Annotated in this window: 16 protein-coding genes; 4 read left to right on the top strand and 12 right to left on the bottom strand. The window is 59.0% G+C overall.

Annotated features, from left to right (window positions below; genetic code table 11):
- Positions 1 to 62: 62 nt before the first annotated feature.
- From AC1DCP_RS01360 to sppA, 12 genes are all read right to left on the bottom strand, one after another.
- Complete coding sequence (locus AC1DCP_RS01360) at positions 63 to 467, bottom strand: VOC family protein (protein WP_065688378.1); 405 nt, start codon at positions 465 to 467, stop codon at positions 63 to 65.
- A complete protein-coding gene (murJ, locus tag AC1DCP_RS01355; protein ID WP_003514779.1) occupies positions 467 to 2056 on the bottom strand; it encodes a murein biosynthesis integral membrane protein MurJ in 1590 nt (529 codons plus the stop codon). The genes AC1DCP_RS01360 and murJ overlap by 1 nt, the downstream gene beginning before the upstream one ends.
- 7 nt (positions 2057 to 2063) lie before the next feature.
- Positions 2064 to 4892: a [protein-PII] uridylyltransferase gene (locus tag AC1DCP_RS01350; protein ID WP_003514778.1), complete on the bottom strand. Its 2829-nt coding sequence runs from the start codon at positions 4890 to 4892 to the stop codon at positions 2064 to 2066.
- 95 nt (positions 4893 to 4987) lie between these two features.
- Positions 4988 to 7639 carry a DNA mismatch repair protein MutS gene (gene mutS / locus AC1DCP_RS01345; protein ID WP_080799660.1) on the bottom strand — a complete coding sequence of 884 codons (2652 nt, stop codon included), beginning with the start codon at positions 7637 to 7639 and terminating at the stop codon, positions 4988 to 4990.
- A 190-nt stretch (positions 7640 to 7829) separates the two neighbouring features.
- Complete coding sequence (gene olsB, locus AC1DCP_RS01340; protein ID WP_065688379.1) at positions 7830 to 8711, bottom strand: l-ornithine N(alpha)-acyltransferase; 882 nt, start codon at positions 8709 to 8711, stop codon at positions 7830 to 7832.
- Positions 8712 to 8806: 95 nt separating this feature from the next.
- On the bottom strand, positions 8807 to 11038 hold the full coding sequence (locus tag AC1DCP_RS01335; RefSeq protein WP_065688380.1) for a hybrid sensor histidine kinase/response regulator: 2232 nt from the start codon (positions 11036 to 11038) through the stop codon (positions 8807 to 8809).
- Between the two features lie 55 nt (positions 11039 to 11093).
- Complete coding sequence (gene lspA / locus AC1DCP_RS01330; protein ID WP_003514769.1) at positions 11094 to 11582, bottom strand: signal peptidase II; 489 nt, start codon at positions 11580 to 11582, stop codon at positions 11094 to 11096.
- On the bottom strand, positions 11582 to 12442 hold the full coding sequence (locus AC1DCP_RS01325; RefSeq protein WP_003514768.1) for a TrmH family RNA methyltransferase: 861 nt from the start codon (positions 12440 to 12442) through the stop codon (positions 11582 to 11584). The genes lspA and AC1DCP_RS01325 overlap by 1 nt, the downstream gene beginning before the upstream one ends.
- Positions 12439 to 13572: a class I SAM-dependent methyltransferase gene (locus AC1DCP_RS01320; RefSeq protein WP_476774113.1), complete on the bottom strand. Its 1134-nt coding sequence runs from the start codon at positions 13570 to 13572 to the stop codon at positions 12439 to 12441. Before AC1DCP_RS01320 ends, AC1DCP_RS01325 begins: the two co-directional genes overlap by 4 nt.
- Before the next feature lie 93 nt (positions 13573 to 13665).
- Entirely contained in the window at positions 13666 to 14007 is a 342-nt protein-coding gene (locus tag AC1DCP_RS01315; protein WP_003514766.1) for a LapA family protein, read from the bottom strand.
- Positions 14008 to 14072: 65 nt separating this feature from the next.
- Positions 14073 to 14399, bottom strand: a complete 327-nt coding sequence (locus tag AC1DCP_RS01310; protein ID WP_219256707.1) for an integration host factor subunit beta — start codon at positions 14397 to 14399, stop codon at positions 14073 to 14075.
- A 2-nt stretch (positions 14400 to 14401) separates the two neighbouring features.
- A complete protein-coding gene (sppA, locus tag AC1DCP_RS01305) occupies positions 14402 to 15355 on the bottom strand; it encodes a signal peptide peptidase SppA (protein WP_065688382.1) in 954 nt (317 codons plus the stop codon).
- A 249-nt stretch (positions 15356 to 15604) separates the two neighbouring features.
- Between sppA and lptC the strand changes: the two genes are divergently transcribed.
- The 4 genes from lptC to rpoN all read left to right on the top strand — a co-directional run bounded on the left by lptC (position 15605) and on the right by rpoN (position 19373).
- Positions 15605 to 16270 (top strand): LPS export ABC transporter periplasmic protein LptC, encoded by a 666-nt coding sequence (gene lptC, locus AC1DCP_RS01300; RefSeq protein WP_003514764.1) that lies wholly within the window; start codon positions 15605 to 15607, stop codon positions 16268 to 16270.
- A gap of 13 nt (positions 16271 to 16283) precedes the next feature.
- Complete coding sequence (locus AC1DCP_RS01295; RefSeq protein WP_003514763.1) at positions 16284 to 16850, top strand: LptA/OstA family protein; 567 nt, start codon at positions 16284 to 16286, stop codon at positions 16848 to 16850.
- A gap of 9 nt (positions 16851 to 16859) precedes the next feature.
- A complete protein-coding gene (lptB, locus tag AC1DCP_RS01290) occupies positions 16860 to 17669 on the top strand; it encodes an LPS export ABC transporter ATP-binding protein (protein WP_003514762.1) in 810 nt (269 codons plus the stop codon).
- Positions 17670 to 17822: 153 nt separating this feature from the next.
- Positions 17823 to 19373 carry an RNA polymerase factor sigma-54 gene (rpoN, locus tag AC1DCP_RS01285; protein ID WP_026330653.1) on the top strand — a complete coding sequence of 517 codons (1551 nt, stop codon included), beginning with the start codon at positions 17823 to 17825 and terminating at the stop codon, positions 19371 to 19373.
- Positions 19374 to 19532: the final 159 nt, after the last annotated feature.

Raw genomic sequence — 19532 nt, 5'->3', positions numbered from 1 at the left:
TTGGAATTGCACGCGCGCTTATGCACCTACAGCCCCTCGCAATCAAGCGGTTTCAGGGCGCGTCAGCCGCGCGGCTGAAGAAGATCCCAGTGATTTCCATAAGGGTCCGCAAAGACCGCGACGGAGCCATAAACCTCATGGCGCGGTTCCTCCAGAAAGCGCACGCCGCGCGCAAGCATCGTCTCGTAGTCACGACCGAAATCGTCGGTATGCAGGAAAAACCCGACACGGCCGCCGCTCTGGTTGCCGATGGCAAGACGCTGCGCTTCGCCATCCGCCTCGGCAAGCAAGAGGGCACAGCCATCGGTCCCTTGAGGCTTCACCACCAGCCAGCGTTTGCCGTCATCAAGAGGTTGGTCGGAAAGGCAATCAAACCCCAGAACCTCGCAATAAAACGTCTTTGCCCGGTCATAATCGTCCACCAAGAGTGTGATGAGGGCGATGCGACGGTTTTCTGCAAAGGACATTAGCTTGTCTCCGTCTGGGCATTCTTGTTGCGGCGCTTTTTGATGGCTCTCTTGACCATGCCGAGATCGGCACCACCCGAAACGAAAGCCAGCACGAAATAAACGAGCATGGCGGAGAGCACGAGGCCCATGATGGTTCCGGCCCGGACGAAAATGGAGGAGGCGGAGGACAGCTCGAAGCTGAGATAGGTCAGCGCATAGTGAACGAAGCCCGCCATAAGGGCGGCGGCCAGCAGCAAGCGCGGAATGCGGGTGAGGAGCGGAATGTCCACATGCCAGTGACCCCGCCACAACAGCATGCCGAACAGCAGGGCGGCATTGACCCAGCCGGCGGTGATCTCGGCAATGGCGATGCCCGGACCTCCGAGACGCGGAAACAATGTCAGCGCCAGAGAGACGTTCACAACCACTGAAATCGCCGCGAAGATCATCGGGGTGCGGGTGTCCTCGCGGGCAAAGAAGCCGGGAATGAACGCCTTTATCAGCACGAAAGCCGGCAGGCCGAGGCCATAAATACCGAGGATCTGCGCGACGGTGACGGTGGCCGAAGGCGCGAAATTGCCGCGCTCGTACAGAAAGCGCACGATGGGTTCCGCCATGACGAGAAGGGCAGCGGCGGCGGGCAATGTCAAAAACAGCACGAATTCGACCGAGCGGTTTTGCAGGCTTCCCGCCTCGACCATATGTCCGCCACGCAAAGCCCGCGCCAGCTCCGGCAAAAGCACGGTGGCAACGGCGATGCCGACGACACCGAGCGGCAGCTGGTAAATCCGGTCGGCATAGGCAAGCGAGGAGATCACACCCTCACCGGCAGACGCGATATTGGTGTTGATCAGGAGATTGATCTGGGTGATGCCGCCGGTGATTGCGGCCGGCAAAGCAAGGACCAGCAGGCGCTGGACATTCTTCGTCAGCCGGGGTCTGCGGAAACCGATCCGCATGCCGGCATTGCGCACGGCGATCCAGACGATGCCAAGCTGCACCACACCCGCCGCCATCACACCCCAGGACAGGGCATAACCCACCTGAAGCGGGTCGTAATGCTTCCACCAGGCCAGCATCAGAACACCAATCAGAATGATGTTCAGGAAGACCGGCGCAATCGCGGCAGCGAAATAGCGGTGCAGCGAATTCAGCATGCCGCCCATCATCGCCGCCAGCGACATGCAGGCGAGATAGGGGAACATGATGGTTGCGAGACGGACGGTGTTGTCGAATTTCACCGGGTCTTCCAGAAAGCCCGGCGCAATAACGGTGCGCACGATGAACGGCATCGACAGTTCCATCAGGATCGTCAAAGCCAGAAGCACGGTGAACAGAACGCCGAAAACTTCTTCGGAAAAGCGCCTCGCGCCCTCCATGCCGTTCGCCTCGATTTCCTTGGCGAAAAGGGGCACGAAGGCCGAGTTGAACGCGCCTTCGGCAAAAAGGCGCCGGAAGGTGTTCGGGAACCGAAAGGCAGCATTGAAGGCATCAGCAACCGGTCCGGTACCGACGGCTGCGGCCATCAGCGTCTCGCGGAGGAAACCGAAGATACGGCTTCCGAGCGTGGCCGTGCCGACCGTGGCGAACTTTCCGATCAAGCTCATGGGAATTTCAAGCCTTTGCCGTGCGCGTGGCCGGCAGCGCCGCCACATCGGGATGGGCGATGATGCCGTTTGGCATGCGATCGCGCAATTCGTCTTCCTGCTCGCTCATCACGGCCTTCAAGCGCGTGGCAATGCTGGCCTGCCGGTTGTCATTGGTGACCTTCTGGCCGAAGAGATCAGTCACGTAGAATGTGTCGATGACCTTCTCGCCGAAGGTGGTGATGCGTGCGGAATGAATATCCAGCGACAGATCGGCAATGACAGCCGTCATATCCGCCAGAAGCCCCGGCCGGTCGAGGCACTCGACCTCGATAACGGTGAACTTGTTCGAAAGCCCGTTGGAAATGATGACGGAGGGCGGAATGGTGAAGGCGCTTTTCTTCCTCCGGCTCTTGGTGCGGGTGGCAATCATTTCCGGCAGGCGCTGACGACCGGACAGAACCTCTTCGATCAGCTTGCCGACATTGTTGCCGCGCCGCGTCTCGTCTTCGTCGATCGGAAATTCGCGGTTGATCAGGATCGTATCGAGCGCCCGCCCATCGGATGTGGTGAAGATTTGCGCGTCGGCAATGTTGGCGCCGGCCGCAGCGCAGGCGCCGGTAATGATCGACAGCAGGCGCGGATGGTCGGGCGCCAGCACGGTGATTTCGGTGATGGCGTGGAAGGAATGTGTGCGCACCATGGTCGACAGCGCTTTTTCCTGCTTGTCGGCCTCGCGGATAAAGCGGGTGTGACGCACCTGATCTTCCAGCGCCACCGTCAGCAGATAGGGCTCATAGTGCAGCTTGGTGTATTTGCGCCGTGCCTTCTGGCCCCAGTCTTCCAGCGCGTCGTAAAGCGCCTGACGGGCAATATGCGCCCTTTCCTTGCGTGAGACTTCCGAAAACCCACCGGAGAGAAGCAGCTCGGTCTCGTAATAAAGCGAGCGGAGCAACTGACCCTTCCAGCCGTTCCAGACACCCGGACCGACCGCGCGGATATCGCAGACCGTCAGGATAAGCAGCATCTTCAGCCGCTCCATGGATTGCACCTTGTCGGCGAAATCGGTGATGGTCTTGCGGTCGTGCAGGTCGCGCGTCTGGGCGACCATGGACATCAGAAGATGCTGCTCGATCAGCCAGACGACCATTTCGGTCTGCTTGCCGGTCAGCCGGAAACGCTGGCAAAGCTTGCGGGCCACGCGCGCGCCGGCAATCGAGTGATCCTCCTGCCGGCCCTTGGCCACATCGTGCAGCAGAACGGCCACATAAAGTGCCTCACGCTCCTCGACACCCGGCATCAGCTGGTTGGCAAGCGGATGGGCATCCACAGCCGTCCCCTTGTCCACCTCCGACAGTACGCCGACCGAGCGGATCAGATGTTCGTCCACCGTATAGTGATGATACATGTTGAACTGCATCATCGCGACGATCTTGCCGAATTCGGGAATGAACTTGCCGAGGACGCCAGCCTCGTTCATGCGCCGCAAGGTGAGCGCCGGATCACGCCTCGAGGTGAGGATCGCCAGAAACAGCCGGTTCGCCTCCTCGTTCTCGCGAAGCCCGTCATTGATCAGCGACAGCGACCGGGTAACGACACGCAGCGCATCCGGGTGAAGTTCGAGATTGTTGATATCGGCGATATGAAAGAGCCGGATCAGATTGACCGGATCGTTTTTGAACACGTCCGGCTTGGCCAGCGCGATGCGTCCGCGATCCTCGACGAATTCAACAGAACCGGGAATTTTGCGGACGCGGTGGGCAAAGCGGCTGAGAACACCCGACAGGCCCGGCACGTCCTTTGCCTGCCTGTCCTCCAGTGCGGCGCAGACGATGCGGGTCAGGTCACCCACATCCTTCGCCACCAGGAAATAATGCTTCATGAAACGTTCGACGGCGGAAAGCCCGGGGCGTGGCTGGTAGCCCAGCGCATCGGCGATCTCGCGCTGAATGTCGAAGGACAGGCGCTCTTCCGCCTTGTTGGTGATGAAATGCATCTGGCAACGGACGGCCCAGAGAAAATCATCGGCCTTTTCGAACAGCCTGAGTTCGCGCTTAGACAGGACGCCAAGCTTGACGAGATCGGCTGTATCGCGGACATGGTAATAATATTTGGCGATCCAGAACAGCGTGTGCAGGTCGCGCAGGCCGCCCTTGCCTTCCTTGACGTTCGGCTCCACCAGATAGCGCGTATCGCCCGCCTTGCGGTGACGCTGGTCACGCTCTGCCAGCTTGGCGGCGATGAATTCCGGCCCGGTGCCGGTGACAACTTCCGACTCGAAACGTTTTTCGAGATCATCGGTCAGCGATTTTTTGCCGCAGATTGCCCGCACTTCCAGAATGGCGGTGCGGATGGTCATATCGGATTTCGACAGGCGGACGCACTCATCCACCGTGCGCGTGGCGTGGCCGACCTTGAAGCCGAGATCCCAGAGCAGATAAAGCACGAACTCCACGGCCTTGTGCATATCCGGCGTGTTCTTGGCCGGCAGCAGGAACAGAAGGTCGATATCCGATCCCGGCGCCAGCGTGCCGCGACCGTACCCCCCCACCGCTGCAACGGCGATTTGCGGCGCGTCTTTCGGATAGACATATTGGCAGGCGAGATCATAGAGGATTTCGATCAGCCGGTCCTGGAGCCAGGAGATACGTCGGGCGCAATCGATGCCGCTGCCGTCGGATTTCAGCAGTTCGCGAGCCTTTTCCCGGCCTTCCGTGCTGGCCTTGCGAAAGATCGGCAGCAGGTCTGACCTGACATCGGCGATGCGCTTGCCGTCGTTCTTGAAGATGATGTCGCATTCGCGCTTCAGCGCCGAAACATCGAGAATTTCGGAAAAATCCAGGTCCTTGATGGCCATTTATGCCGTTATCCATGTCCTGTGGGAAAGCCACCGCTTGCGATGGGATTGTCCTATAGCGAGTTTCAAAGGCGATGGACAGGCAGTCTATCCTCTTAAGCCTTGCCAAGTTCTTTCTTTAACGCATAGAGCGCGTCCAATGCCTCACGCGGCGTCATTTCGTCCGGGTTGAACCCCTTCAAAGCTTCTTCCACCTTCGATGGTCCAGCCTTGCGGGTTTCCTCACGGCGAACCGCGATCTGGAATAGTGGCAGATCGTCGATCAGCTGACTGGCCGGGTTCTTTCGATCGGCATCTTCGAGCTTCGTCAGCACCTCACGGGCGCGCTCCACCACCGATGCCGGAAGTCCGGCGAGCCTTGCCACCTGAATACCGTAGGAACGATCTGCAGCACCCGGTCCGACCTCGTGCAGGAAGATGACGTCACCCTCCCATTCCTTCACCCGCATCGTGGCATTGGAAAGGCGACCAAGTTTTTCCGACAGCACCGTCAGTTCGTGGAAATGCGTGGCGAAGAGGCCACGGCAACGATTGACCTCGTGCAGATGCTCGACCGCCGCCCAGGCGATCGAAAGGCCGTCGAAGGTTGCCGTGCCACGGCCGATCTCATCCAGAATGACAAGCGAGCGATCCGTCGCCTGATTGAGGATGGCGGCCGTTTCCACCATTTCCACCATGAAGGTCGAGCGGCCACGCGCCAGATCGTCGGACGCGCCGACGCGGGAAAACAACCGGTCTACGATGCCGATATGGGCGGCTTCTGCCGGAACGAAGGAGCCGATCTGCGCGAGGATGGCGATGAGCGCATTCTGACGCAGGAAAGTCGATTTACCGCCCATGTTCGGGCCGGTGAGCAGCCAGATCGCACCATTTTTGCCGCCCTCAGCAGCCGACAGATCGCAATTATTGGCGATGAACGGCCCGGCGGACTGGCGCCGCAGCGCCTGTTCCACAACCGGGTGGCGCCCGCCTGTGATCGCAAAGGTCATGGAGGCATCGACGATCGGGCGGCAATAAGCCTGTTCGGTAGCGAGATAAGCAAGGCTTGAGGCGACATCGATCACCGCAAGCGCCAGCGCACCCGCCTTGATCGCCTCCGCCTGCCGCACCACGGCCTCGACCATGCGCTCGAAGGCTTCCAGCTCCATGGTCAGGGCTTCTGCCGCGGCATTGGCGATGCGGCTTTCGAGATCGGCAAGTTCGGTGGTGGTGAAGCGCATGGCGCCGGCCATGGTCTGGCGGTGAATGAAGCGCGCCTTCGCCTCATCCGTGGCCATCATGACATCGGCGTTGCCCGCCGTTACCTCGATGAAGTAACCAAGCACGTTGTTATGCTTGATCTTGAGCGACTTGATGCCGGTTTCCTCGGCATATTGCAGCTGCAGCCCGGCGATTACCCGGCGCGACTGGTCACGCAATGCGCGCACGTCGTCGAGTTCTGGATTGGCGCCCTCACGCAGAAAACCGCCATCACGCTTCAAAAGCGGCAGATCGTCGGCGAGCATCGAGCCAAGCATGGCTTCCAGCCCGCCCGGCAAAGCCTTCAGATCCGCAAGTGCAGCAGCAAGCTCCTGCGGCAATAGTCCCTGATCGAGAATGGCGGCAATTCTCTCGGCCGACGCCAGGCCCTGCCTGATCGCCCCGAGATCGCGCGGGCCACCGCGCTCCAGCGCAAGACGGGAGAGCGCGCGCGGCATATCGGCAACCTGTTTCAAGGCATCGCGCAGGCCATCGCAAAGGGAGACGTCATCAATAAGATAGGCGACTGCATCGAGACGGGCATTAACCCTTTCCGGGTCGGTCAAGGGAGACATCAACCGCTCGGCCAAAAGCCGCGCACCGCCGCCCGTGACCGTGCGGTTGAGGGCATGCAGGAGCGATCCGTCCCTTTCGCCTGAGAGCGTCTTCACCAACTCCAGATTGGCGCGGGTCGCGGGATCGATGAACAGCGTGGAGGCAGCGCTTTCGCGTTCCGGCGCACCAAGCGGCGGGCGCTCGGCAATCTGGGTCTTTTCAACATAGGCAACCGCGGCAGCGGCAGCGGCCATTTCCACACGCGAAAATGTGCCGAAACCATCTAGGGTCGAGACGTTGAAGTAACGCGCGATCCGCCCTTCCGCCGTAGCGCTGTCGAACAGAATGGCCGGCTGCGGCACGGCGACACGGCCAAGCATATCGAAAACCGGTCGCAGCTCTTCGTCATGGAACAGACTGTCGGCAACGATCAGCTCACGCGGATCGATGCGCCAGATATCAGCGAGGAGACGCGTCAGCGTGGTTTCCGCCAAGCGGAAGACGCCGGTGGAAATATCAATCCAGGCAAGCGCAAACTGTGCCTCCGCACTGCCGCGAATACGAGCGAGCGCCATAAGATAGTTGGATTCCGTCGGCGACAGCAGCTTTTCTTCCGTGAGCGTGCCAGGCGTGACAAGCCGCACCACATCGCGTTTTACCACGGATTTCGATCCGCGCTTCTTCGCCTCGGCCGGGTCCTCCACCTGCTCGCAGACGGCGACGCGATAACCGCGCAGGATGAGCTTCTGGAGATAATCATCGGCGGCGTGTACGGGAACGCCGCACATGGGAATATCCTGCCCCATATGCTGGCCGCGTTTCGTCAGCGTGATGCCGAGCGACCGAGAGGCTTCCACCGCATCGTCAAAGAACAATTCGTAAAAATCGCCCATGCGGTAAAACAGCAGCGAACCGGGGTTGTTCGCCTTGATCTCGATATATTGCTCCATCATGGGAGTGGCCGTGGCGCGGCTCTCTTCCGAGATCAGGGAAGCGGTGGTCAAAACGTCCGTCAATGGCTTGCCGATGTCATATCGTGTTGCGGAAAGGGAGCGCCGACACTAGCGGCAATGGCCGCACCAAGACAACACACACGGCACCGCTGCCCACAGGAACATCCCGCTTGATCCGAGTTAAAACCGGTCAGCCGTTGATGCGCTCGGTCTCGCCGCCGTAATAGCTGATGTAGCGGCCGGCGATAGAGGAAACCGGCAGGACCACGAGAACATCTGTCGTGTTGAAGGCGTGGTCCACCACGGCGCCGGAGCCGAACATGGCGCCGAGACGCATATAGCCTTTGATCAGCGGCGGCATGGCGTTCAGCGCCTTGCGGGCATTCAGCGCCTCAGCCGGTACCAGGTCCATCTCGTGATAAAGCTCGGGAAGAGCGGAAGCCGCCCACTCGCCCTTTGCAACGCAATTGTGATGCAGGAAGGACAGAGCAAGCGCGTGGGCTTCCGGCTGCACGCCGGGGAACGAAGCGCAACCGATCATGGCATCCATGCGGTGTTTCACGGCATAGGCCCAGTTGCCCTGCCACAAAAGCTCAACCGTGCGCTTGGTGCGATATTCCGGCAGCACGCAGGAGCGGCCAAGCTCCATGAAGCGCTTGCCCGGATGGCGCGCTACCAGCCCGGCGATGTCGAATTCGCTTGCGGAATAAAAACCGTTATTCGCGAGTGCAGTTTCCTGACGTAACAGACGGTAGGTACCGACGATCTGGTCTTCGCTGTCGCCTTCAATCGCCTTGTCGAGCACGAGCAGATGGTCGCAGACACTGTCCCAGGCGTCGATGTCGCGCTTGCGGCGCATGGCGTCTGCGGGAAGGCGCGCCTTCATTTCATCAACGAAAACCCGATAACGCACGGACTGCGCCGCGTCGATCTCCCGCTCGTTTCTTGCGAGCCGTGTTTCCAGCGAGCCGATACGGCCGAAAAGCCCCTCATTGTCCTGAGCGGTGTCTGGACGAGGATGAATAACAACTTTCTTTTCACTAATGTCGTGACTGTAGATTTCGGCAACCATGGGGAATCGCTCCGCCACCAAAAGATTTTTCCTGTCATAAATCACTAATTGACGACAGAATAGTGACAAAATGCAGCCATTGCGAGTCTCTCAAGTCATGATGGCAACAGGCGTTTCGCCTCCAGCAAGCGGCGGATTTCCTCGACCAGTCGTCTCGGGTCGGCAGGCTTGGTCAAAACCTTGGCCGCACCGGCATTCAGCAGGATTTCGGCGGTTTCAACGCTCGCATCGCCGCTGAGCACGATGAGCGGAATATTTCTTCCGCCCTTCAGCGTGCCGAGAAGCTCCGGCAGCACCTCAAGCCCCTCGCCGCCCGGCATATTGAGATCGGATATGATGAGGTGCGGCAGGCGGGTTGTGCCCGGCGCCACGGCTTGCTGCAGGGCCTGAAAATCGTCGACACCGCGCACGATGTAACCGCTTTTTTCCAGAACGGCCCGGATGATGCGCGCATTGACGGCGTCGTCCTCGGCCACGAGGATATCGATACCGCTTACCCCCTCCGTCACCCGTGACGAAAACCCCACATCCGGATGGTTGTCGTTGATGGCATCGCGCCGTTCTATGCCGCGCAGACGACCGCAGAGGACGTCAATCAGGGACTTTTCGCGCAGCGGCCGGATCAACCAGGCGTCGAAGGACGCATGCATGGTCGACGCCCGCTCTTCGGGACTGACCAGCAACGTGCGGCGGACATTCTGTTGCGGCCAATCCCTTAGCGCGTCTCTGAACAGAGGCGAAATACGCCTGTCGACAATGATATCGGTGAGATCGGCAGCTGTACCGTGCAGCCTTTCCAAGTCCTCCGGTTCGTGGATAAGAGCGCATTTACCGCCGAAAGCCTTGATCGCCTCCATCGTCACCGTCGCTGCCACGCCCCTCGGCGCGATCAGCAGGACATTGGTATGCTGCAGGCAATGGTGCCGGTCCGGGTCCGGCGTGCCGGTGGACGAACTGCCCGGACGGAATGCCAACTTGAAGGTGCTGCCCTCACCCTTGCGGCTGAAGACCGTGAGGCTGCCGCCGAATTCCCGGACGATGCGGGCGGAAATCGCGAGCCCAAGCCCTGTTCCCCCACTTTGCTGCGACATCGGGCCTGCCTGTTCGAATTCGCCAAAGATACGGGCTTGGTCCGCTTGGCTCATGCCGGGGCCGGTGTCCTCGACGGTGATATGCAATTCGCCTTCAACCATGCGCGCCCGGATGATGACCCCGCCCACCTGCGTGAATTTGACGGCATTGCCGAGGAGGTTGAACAGAACCTGACGCAGCCTTGCCGGATCGAAATCCAGATAATCAGGCACATCCGGCGTGACGAAGGAGGTGATTTCGATGCCCTTTTCGTGGGCGCGATGCGCCAGCATCTCGACAATGCTCTCGATCAGCCGACGCAGGTTTTCCGCACGCGGATTGAGTTTGAAACGGCCCGCCTCCATGGTCGAATAATCCAGCAGGTCCTCGACCAACTGTACCAGCGACTGACCGGACTGCTTCATGCCGTCGAGATAATTACGTTGCTCTTCATTGAGCTTCGTCTGCGACAGAAGATGGTTCATGCCGAGCATGCCGGAAAGCGGCAGACGGATCTCGTGGCTAACAGTTGCCAGCAGCCTTGCCTTTTCGGCATCGGCCTTTTCCGCGCGTAACCGGGCGTTTTCCCGCTCACCGAGTGCCAGCCGCTCCTCGGTGACATCTCTCGCGATGCTGCTGATGAGAAGACGACTGCTTGCCAGATCGCGGGTGACGACATCGTGCCAGGAGAAAATGCGCTGACCGAACGGGGTCGCGATTTCCACATCATAAGCGTGGGCCTTGTCGCCTGGCCGGAAAGCGATGCCGATTTCCTCACAGCTCAGCCCTTCGGGTGCCGAGCAGCCCGTTACTTCACGAAAAACCGCATTCGCCTCGACGATGCGCCGATCCATATTGCGGATGACGATGATATCGCCCATGGCCTCCTGAATCTCGGCAATCAGCGATCGGTTTTGAGTTTGGCGTAGCCGTACATCCAAATCATCTGCAGGTAGTTTGCCGGGATACTGGAAGGATTGGCCGAACATGGCGTAGTACAGGAGACCGACCAGCACCGCACCGAAGAAGGATGCCAAGGCGACGGTGACCGCATAAGGCACCGCAAGCGCGATCAAGGCCGCGGAGAAGGCACCCACCGACAATGACGCGGCAACGTATAGCGTGATCGATCTGGCATCTATCCCGCGCCCCGCACCGCCATGGTGAGATGTCGTGTCGACGCGATCCGCCGGCTGCGCCGGGGTGGCGGCGAGGCCATCTGAAACTTTTTCCCGCAGTCGTGCCAGTTCGCTCATGCACAACCGCTACCACGGCAGCGGTTTTGATATGTTTGGCTCAAACGCTAAAATTTTACTTTTTAGCCGCCCGGGCGTGCAGAAACTCATCGAGAATGACGCAACCGGCACCGATTGTTATGAAAGTGTCGGCCAGATTGAAGACCGCGAACGACCATGTATCGGTGTGAAACAGGATGTAGTCGATGACGTGACCGTAGAAAAAGCGGTCGAGAAGATTGCCGGCCGCTCCAGCAATGATGAAGGCGAAGCCAAGATGGGCAAAAGTCCGATCCGCCGCCGTCTTGCGCCAGAGCCACAGAACGAAGACCACGATGACGAGCCGCATGCTGACGATGAACCAGCCGTGCATGTCCGCCAGCATCGAAAACGCCACACCGAGATTATAGGTGCGGTAAAGCGCCAGGAACGGAATGACCGGCACCATCTCCTGCAACGGCAGATAGGTCTCGACCAGTTGCTTGACGACCTGGTCCAACACAAGGGCAGCAACGATAAGCGCGAAAGCCGGGCCAAATTTCGAAAACAACGCCGCTTTGGCCATTACTTCACCGGTGCCAGTTCGAGGAGATGTCGCCGCGCCTCGAAAAGCATGACAGCGGTTGCGATGGCGAGATTGAGACTATCGGCACGGCCCTGTTGGGGAATGCGCGCCAGTTGGTCTGCCTTGCCGGCCAGTTCAGGCGGCAGGCCGGATTGTTCGTTACCCATCAAAAGCACAACGGGCTTTCCGGCGTAATCGATTTTTCGATAGTCCACCGACCCGGCAAGATGGGTGGCAACGACACTGACATTGGCTGATTTTTTCCATGAGAGGAATTCCTCAACCGAGGCGCGGGCAACGGGCGTAGCGAAGACCGAACCCATGGTCGCACGCACGGTTTCCAGCGAAAACGGATCGGTGCAATCGCCGACCAGAATGACACCTGAGGCACCCGCCGCATCCGCCGTGCGGATGATGGTGCCGAGATTGCCGGGATCACGCACCCGATCGAGCGCGATATAGGTCTCGCCTTTTTCCGGACGGATATCCTTCAATGGCTTCCATCTCTGGTCAAAGATGCCAACGACCATTTGCGGATTGTCGCGGCGGGTGATCGAGGCGATGACTTTTTCGCTGACTTCGAGCACCAGCCCGCCGGAAGCGACCGTCTTTACGGCCGCCTGCTCCACCAGCGGCTTGCCCTTGGCCGCCTTGGCGTAAACCAGGGTACGGATGGTCCAGCCCAGTTCGAGCGCGTCGATAACCAGCTTCAGGCCTTCCGCCATGAAGGTGCCGGTCTCTTCCCTGCCCTTTTTCTGGGTAAGCGCCTTGATATCCTTGATGATGGGATTGGCAAGGCTGGTGACTTCCTTGACCTGGCCAACCCGGCGCGTCGTGTTTTCGCGCATGTCGTTCGTCATTTCGGCTCCCAGCGGCTGAACAGCGATGTGGAAAGCACCCGGCCCGGCGTCTTGCCATCAAGCCCGGCCTCGCGAATGACGAGCTCGCCGGATCCAACGACGCCACCGGCGCCGCGCATGATTTCGCGCATCAATTCATGCATCGAATAGAAGCTGGCCCTGATAGAATAGGCCGTCAGCACCAGACCGAGCGCTTTGGGCGACAGGATTTCCCGGCAGATATCCAGCATCAACGGAAGATGGTCGAACAATTGCCAGATTTCACCGTGGGTGCCGCGGCCGAATTTCGGCGGGTCGGTGAGAATGATGTCGTAGGTGCTGCCGCGACGCTCCTCGCGCTGGATGAACTTCATCGCGTCTTCGCAAATCCAGCGGATCGGCGCCTGTTCGAGCCCGGCAAGCGCCTGGTTCTCCTTTGCCCAGCCGATCGCTTTCTTGGAGGCGTCGACATGGGTCACTTCAGCGCCTGCAGCAGCGGCGACCAAAGAAGCGACGCCGGTGTAACCAAACAGGTTCAGGACTTTCAGCGGCCGGTCAGCCGTTTCAACGGCATTTTTCAGCCATTCCCAGTGGACGATCTGCTCCGGGAAGACGCCGACATGCCGGAAGGCCGTGAAACGGCCGAGAAACTCGACGCCGAGCAGCGACAGTGGCCAGGTTTCGCCAAGTGCTGCCTTTGGAAAACGCCAACGGCCCATGCCGTCTTCATCCGTGTCGCCGGTAAAAATGGCGTCGGCATTCTGCCATACGCGGTCGGGAACCGACGGTTGCCAGAGAGCCTGCGCCTCGGGACGGACGACGCGATATTCGCCGTATTGTTCAAGCTTCAGGCCATTGCCGCTGTCGATGAGATGAAAATCACCCGCGCCACTCGATTCCAGAATTACCGGAACCTGTTCTGCGGGACGTTCGCCGGTGCGATGCTTGAGGGGCCGCGCAGGCACCTGCTCAACGGCCGCTACTGGGGCTATCTTTTCCCTCGGCGCAGATTTGGGCGCGCTGCGCACCTCGTCCGGCTCGCGCTTTTTCGGTGCCGCGTCCATTCGCCGTGCCGGCTTTGCGGCATGAACCTGTTTTTTCTCGCTCCCGGCACGCACGCGATTGCCCGGCCGGCTGTCTTTTTTCTTCAATGGAAATCTTTCCGCTTCTGCCCGCGTTTTATCGCGCCAGCAAATAGCATTCCAAGCGTCGCTCGACTAGAGCCGCAACGAATGTCGGCACCATCACTTTGCCGGGAGTTGGCCCGCATTCGGAAGCTGCGCGGCTGTTGCCGCTTTGTGCCGGTTCGCCTCGTCGTGCCAGCGAACGGCTTCCTTCGCCTCGATCCGGGCGCGCTTGCGATGCTTGCCCTGCGCAAACCAGGTGGCGGAAGATCCCAGAAGCACACCGAAAATGACGGCCAGAAACAGGAACACGAAAAACGGCGCGGTGAAGGAAAGTACACCATCCTCCGGCCGGAACGGATTGAGCGCGAGCGTCACGGACTGACGATTGGCCACGCACAGGATGACGAGGATAATCGCCAGCGGAAGCAGGATGATGAGGTTGATGATTTTTTTCGACATCCGACATTACTCCATCGCGGCGTGCATTCCCTCGGCTCCGTTTCCGGGGCGGCGGGTGAGAACGATCAATCGTCCTCTTCGTCACCCATACCGGGGTTCAGGCGCTCACGCAGTTCCTTGCCCGTCTTGAAGAAAGGCACCCATTTTTCCTCGACGAAAACCGATTCACCCGTGCGCGGGTTCCGACCGGAACGCGAAGGACGGTTCTTCACCGAAAATGCGCCGAAACCACGAAGCTCAACACGATTTCCCGCTGCCAAGGCATCGGTGATTTCATCCAGCACCGCATTGACGATATTTTCCACGTCACGGTGATAAAGGTGCGGGTTACGCGCAGCAACGATCTGCACCAGTTCAGACTTGATCACGGTTGCCCCCTGAAAGAATTGGATTTTTAATGCGGCTCAACCTGCCAAACGGAAACAAGACCGTCAAGAAACAACTTGTCCGCACCGAGCTGACCGGAGCCCGCAAACGGTATTAAATCGTCATATCCCAGAAGCTTCGCTATTTGCGCAACACTGAAAAGCGAAAAAGGCGAACTGGAAGACGGTGCGCGCCATTCCACGATCGGCAGATCCTTGGCAACACCGCGCGTTTCGAAATAGCCGCGAATTTCCTTTTCGCCGCCAAGCGTGTCGACCAGCTTGTTGGCGAGCGCCTGTCTGCCCGTGAAAATCGATCCGTCCGCCAGTTTCAACACATCCTCGCGCGGCAATTTGCGGCGATCGGCCACAAGATCGACGAACCAGCCGTAGCTGTCCATCACCATGGAACGGATCATCGTCTTCGCCTCTTCGGGCGCCTCGTGGAACGGCGAAGGCTCCGCCTTCATCGGAGAGGACTTTATTTCCTGCAGCGAGACGCCGAGCTTATCCATCAGCTGGCCGATCTGGGGATATTGAAAGATCACGCCGATCGAGCCGGTGATCGAGGTTTCGCCAGCGACGATGACTTCGCCTGCAGATGCGATCATATATCCAGCGGAGGCGGCAAGCGTGCGGACATCGGAGACCACCGGCTTCTTTTCCGCAACGCCGCGAATGGCCTTGAAGATGCGCTCGCCGCCATAGGTGGTGCCACCGGGCGATGAAATCGAAACGATCAGCCCTTTGACATTGTCGCTCTTGGCAATCTTGTCCAGCCGCTCCAGAAGTTCGGTATTGTCCTGGATCAGCCCGGAGATCTGGACACGGGCAATATGGGGTCTCTCGCTTTGCTGCGGGGTGGCCCATAAAAACCGGTAGAGGCCGAAAATGCCGGCGACAAACAGAAAAACAGCGGCAATCCGCCAGAAAGTCAGCTTGCGGCGCAATCGTCTGCGATCCGCTATCGCCATATTATCCATCGAAAACCCCTGCCTTCCGGCATTTGAAGCGTAATGTAAGCGTCATGGCCATATGGTTCTTCTAGCGCGAAGCCGCAAGGAAACAATAAGGAAACCAGAATTACGATTAAATTCGCATTTCCCTTGCACCTTTCCAGACAAAAACCATATTGGCAGGACACAGCACTCATGCCAAAGACATCAAGATAAACATATAAGCTTCAGTTGCGCGCCAAAGTGGCGCCCAGGAAGTTTTCCGGACCCACTCTTATGCTCGAAAGACTCCGCCAACCCGCGCCAGCGTTTCCGCTGCCCAATGACCAGAACGGCGCTTACGAGCGCGCGCTGAGGCATTCCGCGCGCGTGAAGCGGCTGAAAATCATTCTGCCGCTCGGTGCGGCGATCATCTCGTTTGCCTTCGTCGCCGTTTCGCTCATTCGCACCTGGGCGCCCGAAGAGGTTTCGCTTGAAAGCGCAAGGATCGAAGACGGCAAGATCGTGATGGAAAAGCCGGCCGTTGCGGGCCGCAACGAGAAGGGGATCGACTACTCCATGAACGCAGACCGTGCGTTGCAGGATATCGCCAACCCCAACCTCATGACGCTCGAAAGGGTTCTGGCTGCGGTACCTGTGAACGACAGCGTCGCCCAGGTGATAGCCAAGGAAGGCATTTTCGACCGGGCCACCAACACGCTGAAGATGACCGCCCCTTTTGACATCAATCTCAGCAATGGCATACAAGCGAAGTTCCAATCTGCGGATGTCGATCTGAAGGCTGGAAAAATGAGCAGTAAAGAGCCGGTTTCGATCAAAACAAACGACGGCGCCATTGTTGCGCAATCGATTGATATCGCGGATAATGGCAAGACTATTACATTTTCGGGGCAGGTACGCGCACGTATCGCTGCATCCAATATCAAGAATGAAGGCAAGTGAGAGCCCGGTCCAGATGATGCAAATTTCCCGTCCCGTTTCCCTTGGCAAATCCGCAGGCGTTACAGCCGCAGCTTTTGCTTTTTCCTGTCTTGCAACCGTGGCTTTCGCTCAGAACACCACCAGCAACATGACAGGCGTCAAGCTCTCCGGCGACCAGCCGATCGCTATCGAAAGCGATCAGCTCGAGATTCGGGACCAGGAGCGCAAGGCCTATTTCACCGGTAACGTGAAAGTTGTGCAGGGCACCACCACCCTTCAGGCCGGCAAGATGACGGTCAATTACAAGGGTGAAGGTTCCTCGCTCACCAGCGGTGACGCCAACATCGAAAAAATCTTCGTCGACAATAACGTCTACCTGACGTCCGAGACGCAGAAGGCCACGGCCGATCACGGCGAATTCGACATGGCGGCGCAGACCTTCATTCTGACCGGCAAGCAGGTTGTGCTGTCCGAGGGCGCGAATGTCTTCACCGGCTGCAAGCTCACTGTTCTGATGAATTCGGGGCAGGCAAAGCTCGAAAGCTGCGGCGGTCCTGTCCGGATCATGCTCGATCCGAAATCGCAGCAGAAGAAACAGTAGTCTCACCTCGTGAAGATAGCCTCGATCTCAAAAATATTTGGCGGTGGGCGCGACCGACCTGTGGACGCTGCGTCGCAGGCCGACAAGGCTCGCTATGACGGTACCCTGATCGCGCATGGTCTGACGAAGACCTATAATACACGGCGCGTCGTCAACGGCGTCTCGCTGGTCGTGCGCCGTGGTGAAGCCGTGGGGCTGCTTGGCCCGAACGGCGCGGGCAAAACCACCTGTTTCTACATGATCACGGGCCTCGTACCTGTCGATAGCGGCAAGATCGCCATCAACGGCAACGACGTCACTACCATGCCGATGTACAGGCGTGCCCGCCTCGGTGTCGGCTACCTGCCGCAGGAAGCCTCCATCTTCCGTGGACTGACAGTCGAGGAAAATATCCGCGCCGTGCTGGAAGTGCACGAACCTGACAGCGCCAAGCGCAGCCGCAAGCTCGATGAGTTGCTGGAAGAGTTCCACATTGCGCAGCTGCGCAAATCGCCCGCTGTCGCCCTGTCGGGCGGCGAACGTCGCCGTCTGGAAATCGCCCGTGCTCTGGCGACCGACCCGACCTTCATGCTTCTGGACGAACCTTTTGCCGGCGTCGATCCGATCTCCGTCAGCGACATTCAGAACCTTGTCAGACATTTGACCGCGCGCGGGATCGGCGTTCTCATCACCGACCACAATGTCCGCGAAACGCTCGGCCTCATTGACCGCGCCTATATCATCCATGCCGGTGAGGTTCTGACCCATGGCCGTGCAGACGATATCGTCAACAATCCGGATGTGCGCCGGCTCTATCTCGGCAATAATTTTAGCCTTTAAGCTCCCGGGCGCGAAAGATTCTTCATCGCGCCCCGCAGTGACGCTTGACCAAACATAATAAAAAAGCAATTTTTGGGCCAAGTTTCGTTGCCTGCGCAAAATTTATGAAATTTGTGGCGACGAAGAAGCTGTAAGGGGAGTTTCGCGTCCGCCATGGCATTATCTGCCAGCCTTTTGCTGCGTCAAAACCAGTCTCTCGTGATGACACCGCAACTGATGCAGTCCATCCAGCTGCTTCAGATGACGCATTTCGAACTGACGCAGTTCATCGCGCAGGAGGTGGAGCGCAATCCTTTGCTTGAAATTGCGGCAAACGACGGCGATTTGAGCAGCGATAGCCCTGTTGATGCGGAGAATTTCGGCGATGCCGACAGCGAAGGGTCCGACAAGTCCGCGCCGGTAACGGCCGACAGCGACGACTGGTACGGCGATCGCGCGGCAAATCTCGGCGAACAGCTCGACACCAGCTTCGAAAATGTCTTTCCTGACGATACCGAACCCAGAAAGCCCGACGCACCCGAACTTGCGGGGCAGTGGAAATCCATGCCCGGGCAGGAGTCAGGCGAGAGTTACGATCTCGACGACTTCGTTGCCGCGAAACAGACCCTCAGCGACCATCTCAATCAGCAATTGCCTCTCGCCATATCCTCTGTGGAAGACAGGATGATCGCCGATGCGCTGATCGGCCAGCTCGACGAGACCGGATATATCGCCGTAGATGCCGTCGAAGACGTCGCTGAACGGCTGGGGGCGGCGCCTTCGGCAGTGGAGCGAATTCTGGAGACGCTTCAGGGCTTTGATCCTCCCGGCGTGTTTTCCCGCTCGCTGAGCGAATGTCTGGCGATCCAGCTTGCCCAGAAGGACAGGCTTGATCCGGCAATGCGGGCTTTTATCGACAATCTGGAGCTTCTGGCGAAACGGGATTTCGCTTCTCTAAAAAAACTCTGCGGCGTGGATGAGGAAGACCTTCTCGACATGCTGGCGGAAATCCGCACGCTCAATCCGCGTCCGGGCGCTGGTTACGATTCGACCGTTTCCGAGACAATCGTTCCTGATATCATCATTCGCCCCTCCTCTGCCGGCGGCTGGCTTGTGGAAATCAACCCCGAGACCCTGCCGCGCGTGCTCATCAACCAGACCTATTTCGCAGAGGTTTCAAGGCACAAGTCGCGCGAGGGAGAGGATCAGGATTTCCTTTCCGAATGCATGCAGACGGCCCATTGGCTGACCCGCAGCCTCGACCAGCGCGCCAGAACGATCATGAAGGTGGCGACCGAAATCGTGCGCCAGCAGGACGCCTTTCTCGTCAATGGCGTGGACCACCTGCGCCCGCTGAACCTCAAGACGGTGGCCGACGCCATCAAGATGCACGAATCCACCGTCAGCCGGGTGACGTCGAAAAAATACATGCTGACGCCGCGCGGCCTGTTCGAGCTGAAGTATTTCTTCAGTGTTTCCATCAGCTCGGTGGAAGGCGGTGACAGCCATTCTGCAGAAGCGGTGCGTCACCGCATCAAGGCGATGATCGCGCAGGAGGCCGCCGACGCAGTGCTTTCCGATGACGATATCGTCGATAATCTGAAAAAGAGTGGTATCGATCTTGCTCGCCGCACCGTGGCCAAATATCGCGAGGCGATGAACATCCCATCCTCCGTTCAGAGACGGCGCGAGAAGAAGGCCCTGGCCAGACTGTCGGCGTTCTGAGCGGTGGCGCTGGTCACGTTTTCAGGGCTTTCCAGCCGCACCATTGACTCTTGCTACGGCAAGGGCTAGAAGCCCGCCGCACACGTAAGCAAGGTCATTTGTAACGGATTCATCTCCACCGTCCATGGGCGTAAAATTCGAATGGGGGCTTTTAAAGGC

This window comes from Agrobacterium sp. 10T429 (assembly GCF_056393925.1).
This window is presented reverse-complemented; position numbering and strand designations above follow the sequence as displayed.

Bases quoted from the DNA above. Each gene is read 5' to 3' on its own strand.
- AC1DCP_RS01360 (WP_065688378.1), bottom strand. From the start codon at position 467: ATGTCCTTTGCAGAAAACCGTCGCATCGCCCTCATCACACTCTTGGTG.
- murJ (WP_003514779.1), bottom strand. From the start codon at position 2,056: ATGAGCTTGATCGGAAAGTTCGCCACGGTCGGCACGGCCACGCTCGGA.
- AC1DCP_RS01350 (WP_003514778.1), bottom strand. From the start codon at position 4,892: ATGGCCATCAAGGACCTGGATTTTTCCGAAATTCTCGATGTTTCGGCG.
- mutS (WP_080799660.1), bottom strand. From the start codon at position 7,639: ATGATGGAGCAATATATCGAGATCAAGGCGAACAACCCCGGTTCGCTG.
- olsB (WP_065688379.1), bottom strand. From the start codon at position 8,711: ATGGTTGCCGAAATCTACAGTCACGACATTAGTGAAAAGAAAGTTGTT.
- AC1DCP_RS01335 (WP_065688380.1), bottom strand. From the start codon at position 11,038: ATGAGCGAACTGGCACGACTGCGGGAAAAAGTTTCAGATGGCCTCGCC.
- lspA (WP_003514769.1), bottom strand. From the start codon at position 11,582: ATGGCCAAAGCGGCGTTGTTTTCGAAATTTGGCCCGGCTTTCGCGCTT.
- AC1DCP_RS01325 (WP_003514768.1), bottom strand. From the start codon at position 12,442: ATGACGAACGACATGCGCGAAAACACGACGCGCCGGGTTGGCCAGGTC.
- AC1DCP_RS01315 (WP_003514766.1), bottom strand. From the start codon at position 14,007: ATGTCGAAAAAAATCATCAACCTCATCATCCTGCTTCCGCTGGCGATT.
- sppA (WP_065688382.1), bottom strand. From the start codon at position 15,355: ATGGATAATATGGCGATAGCGGATCGCAGACGATTGCGCCGCAAGCTG.
- lptC (WP_003514764.1), top strand. From the start codon at position 15,605: ATGCTCGAAAGACTCCGCCAACCCGCGCCAGCGTTTCCGCTGCCCAAT.
- AC1DCP_RS01295 (WP_003514763.1), top strand. From the start codon at position 16,284: ATGATGCAAATTTCCCGTCCCGTTTCCCTTGGCAAATCCGCAGGCGTT.
- rpoN (WP_026330653.1), top strand. From the start codon at position 17,823: ATGGCATTATCTGCCAGCCTTTTGCTGCGTCAAAACCAGTCTCTCGTG.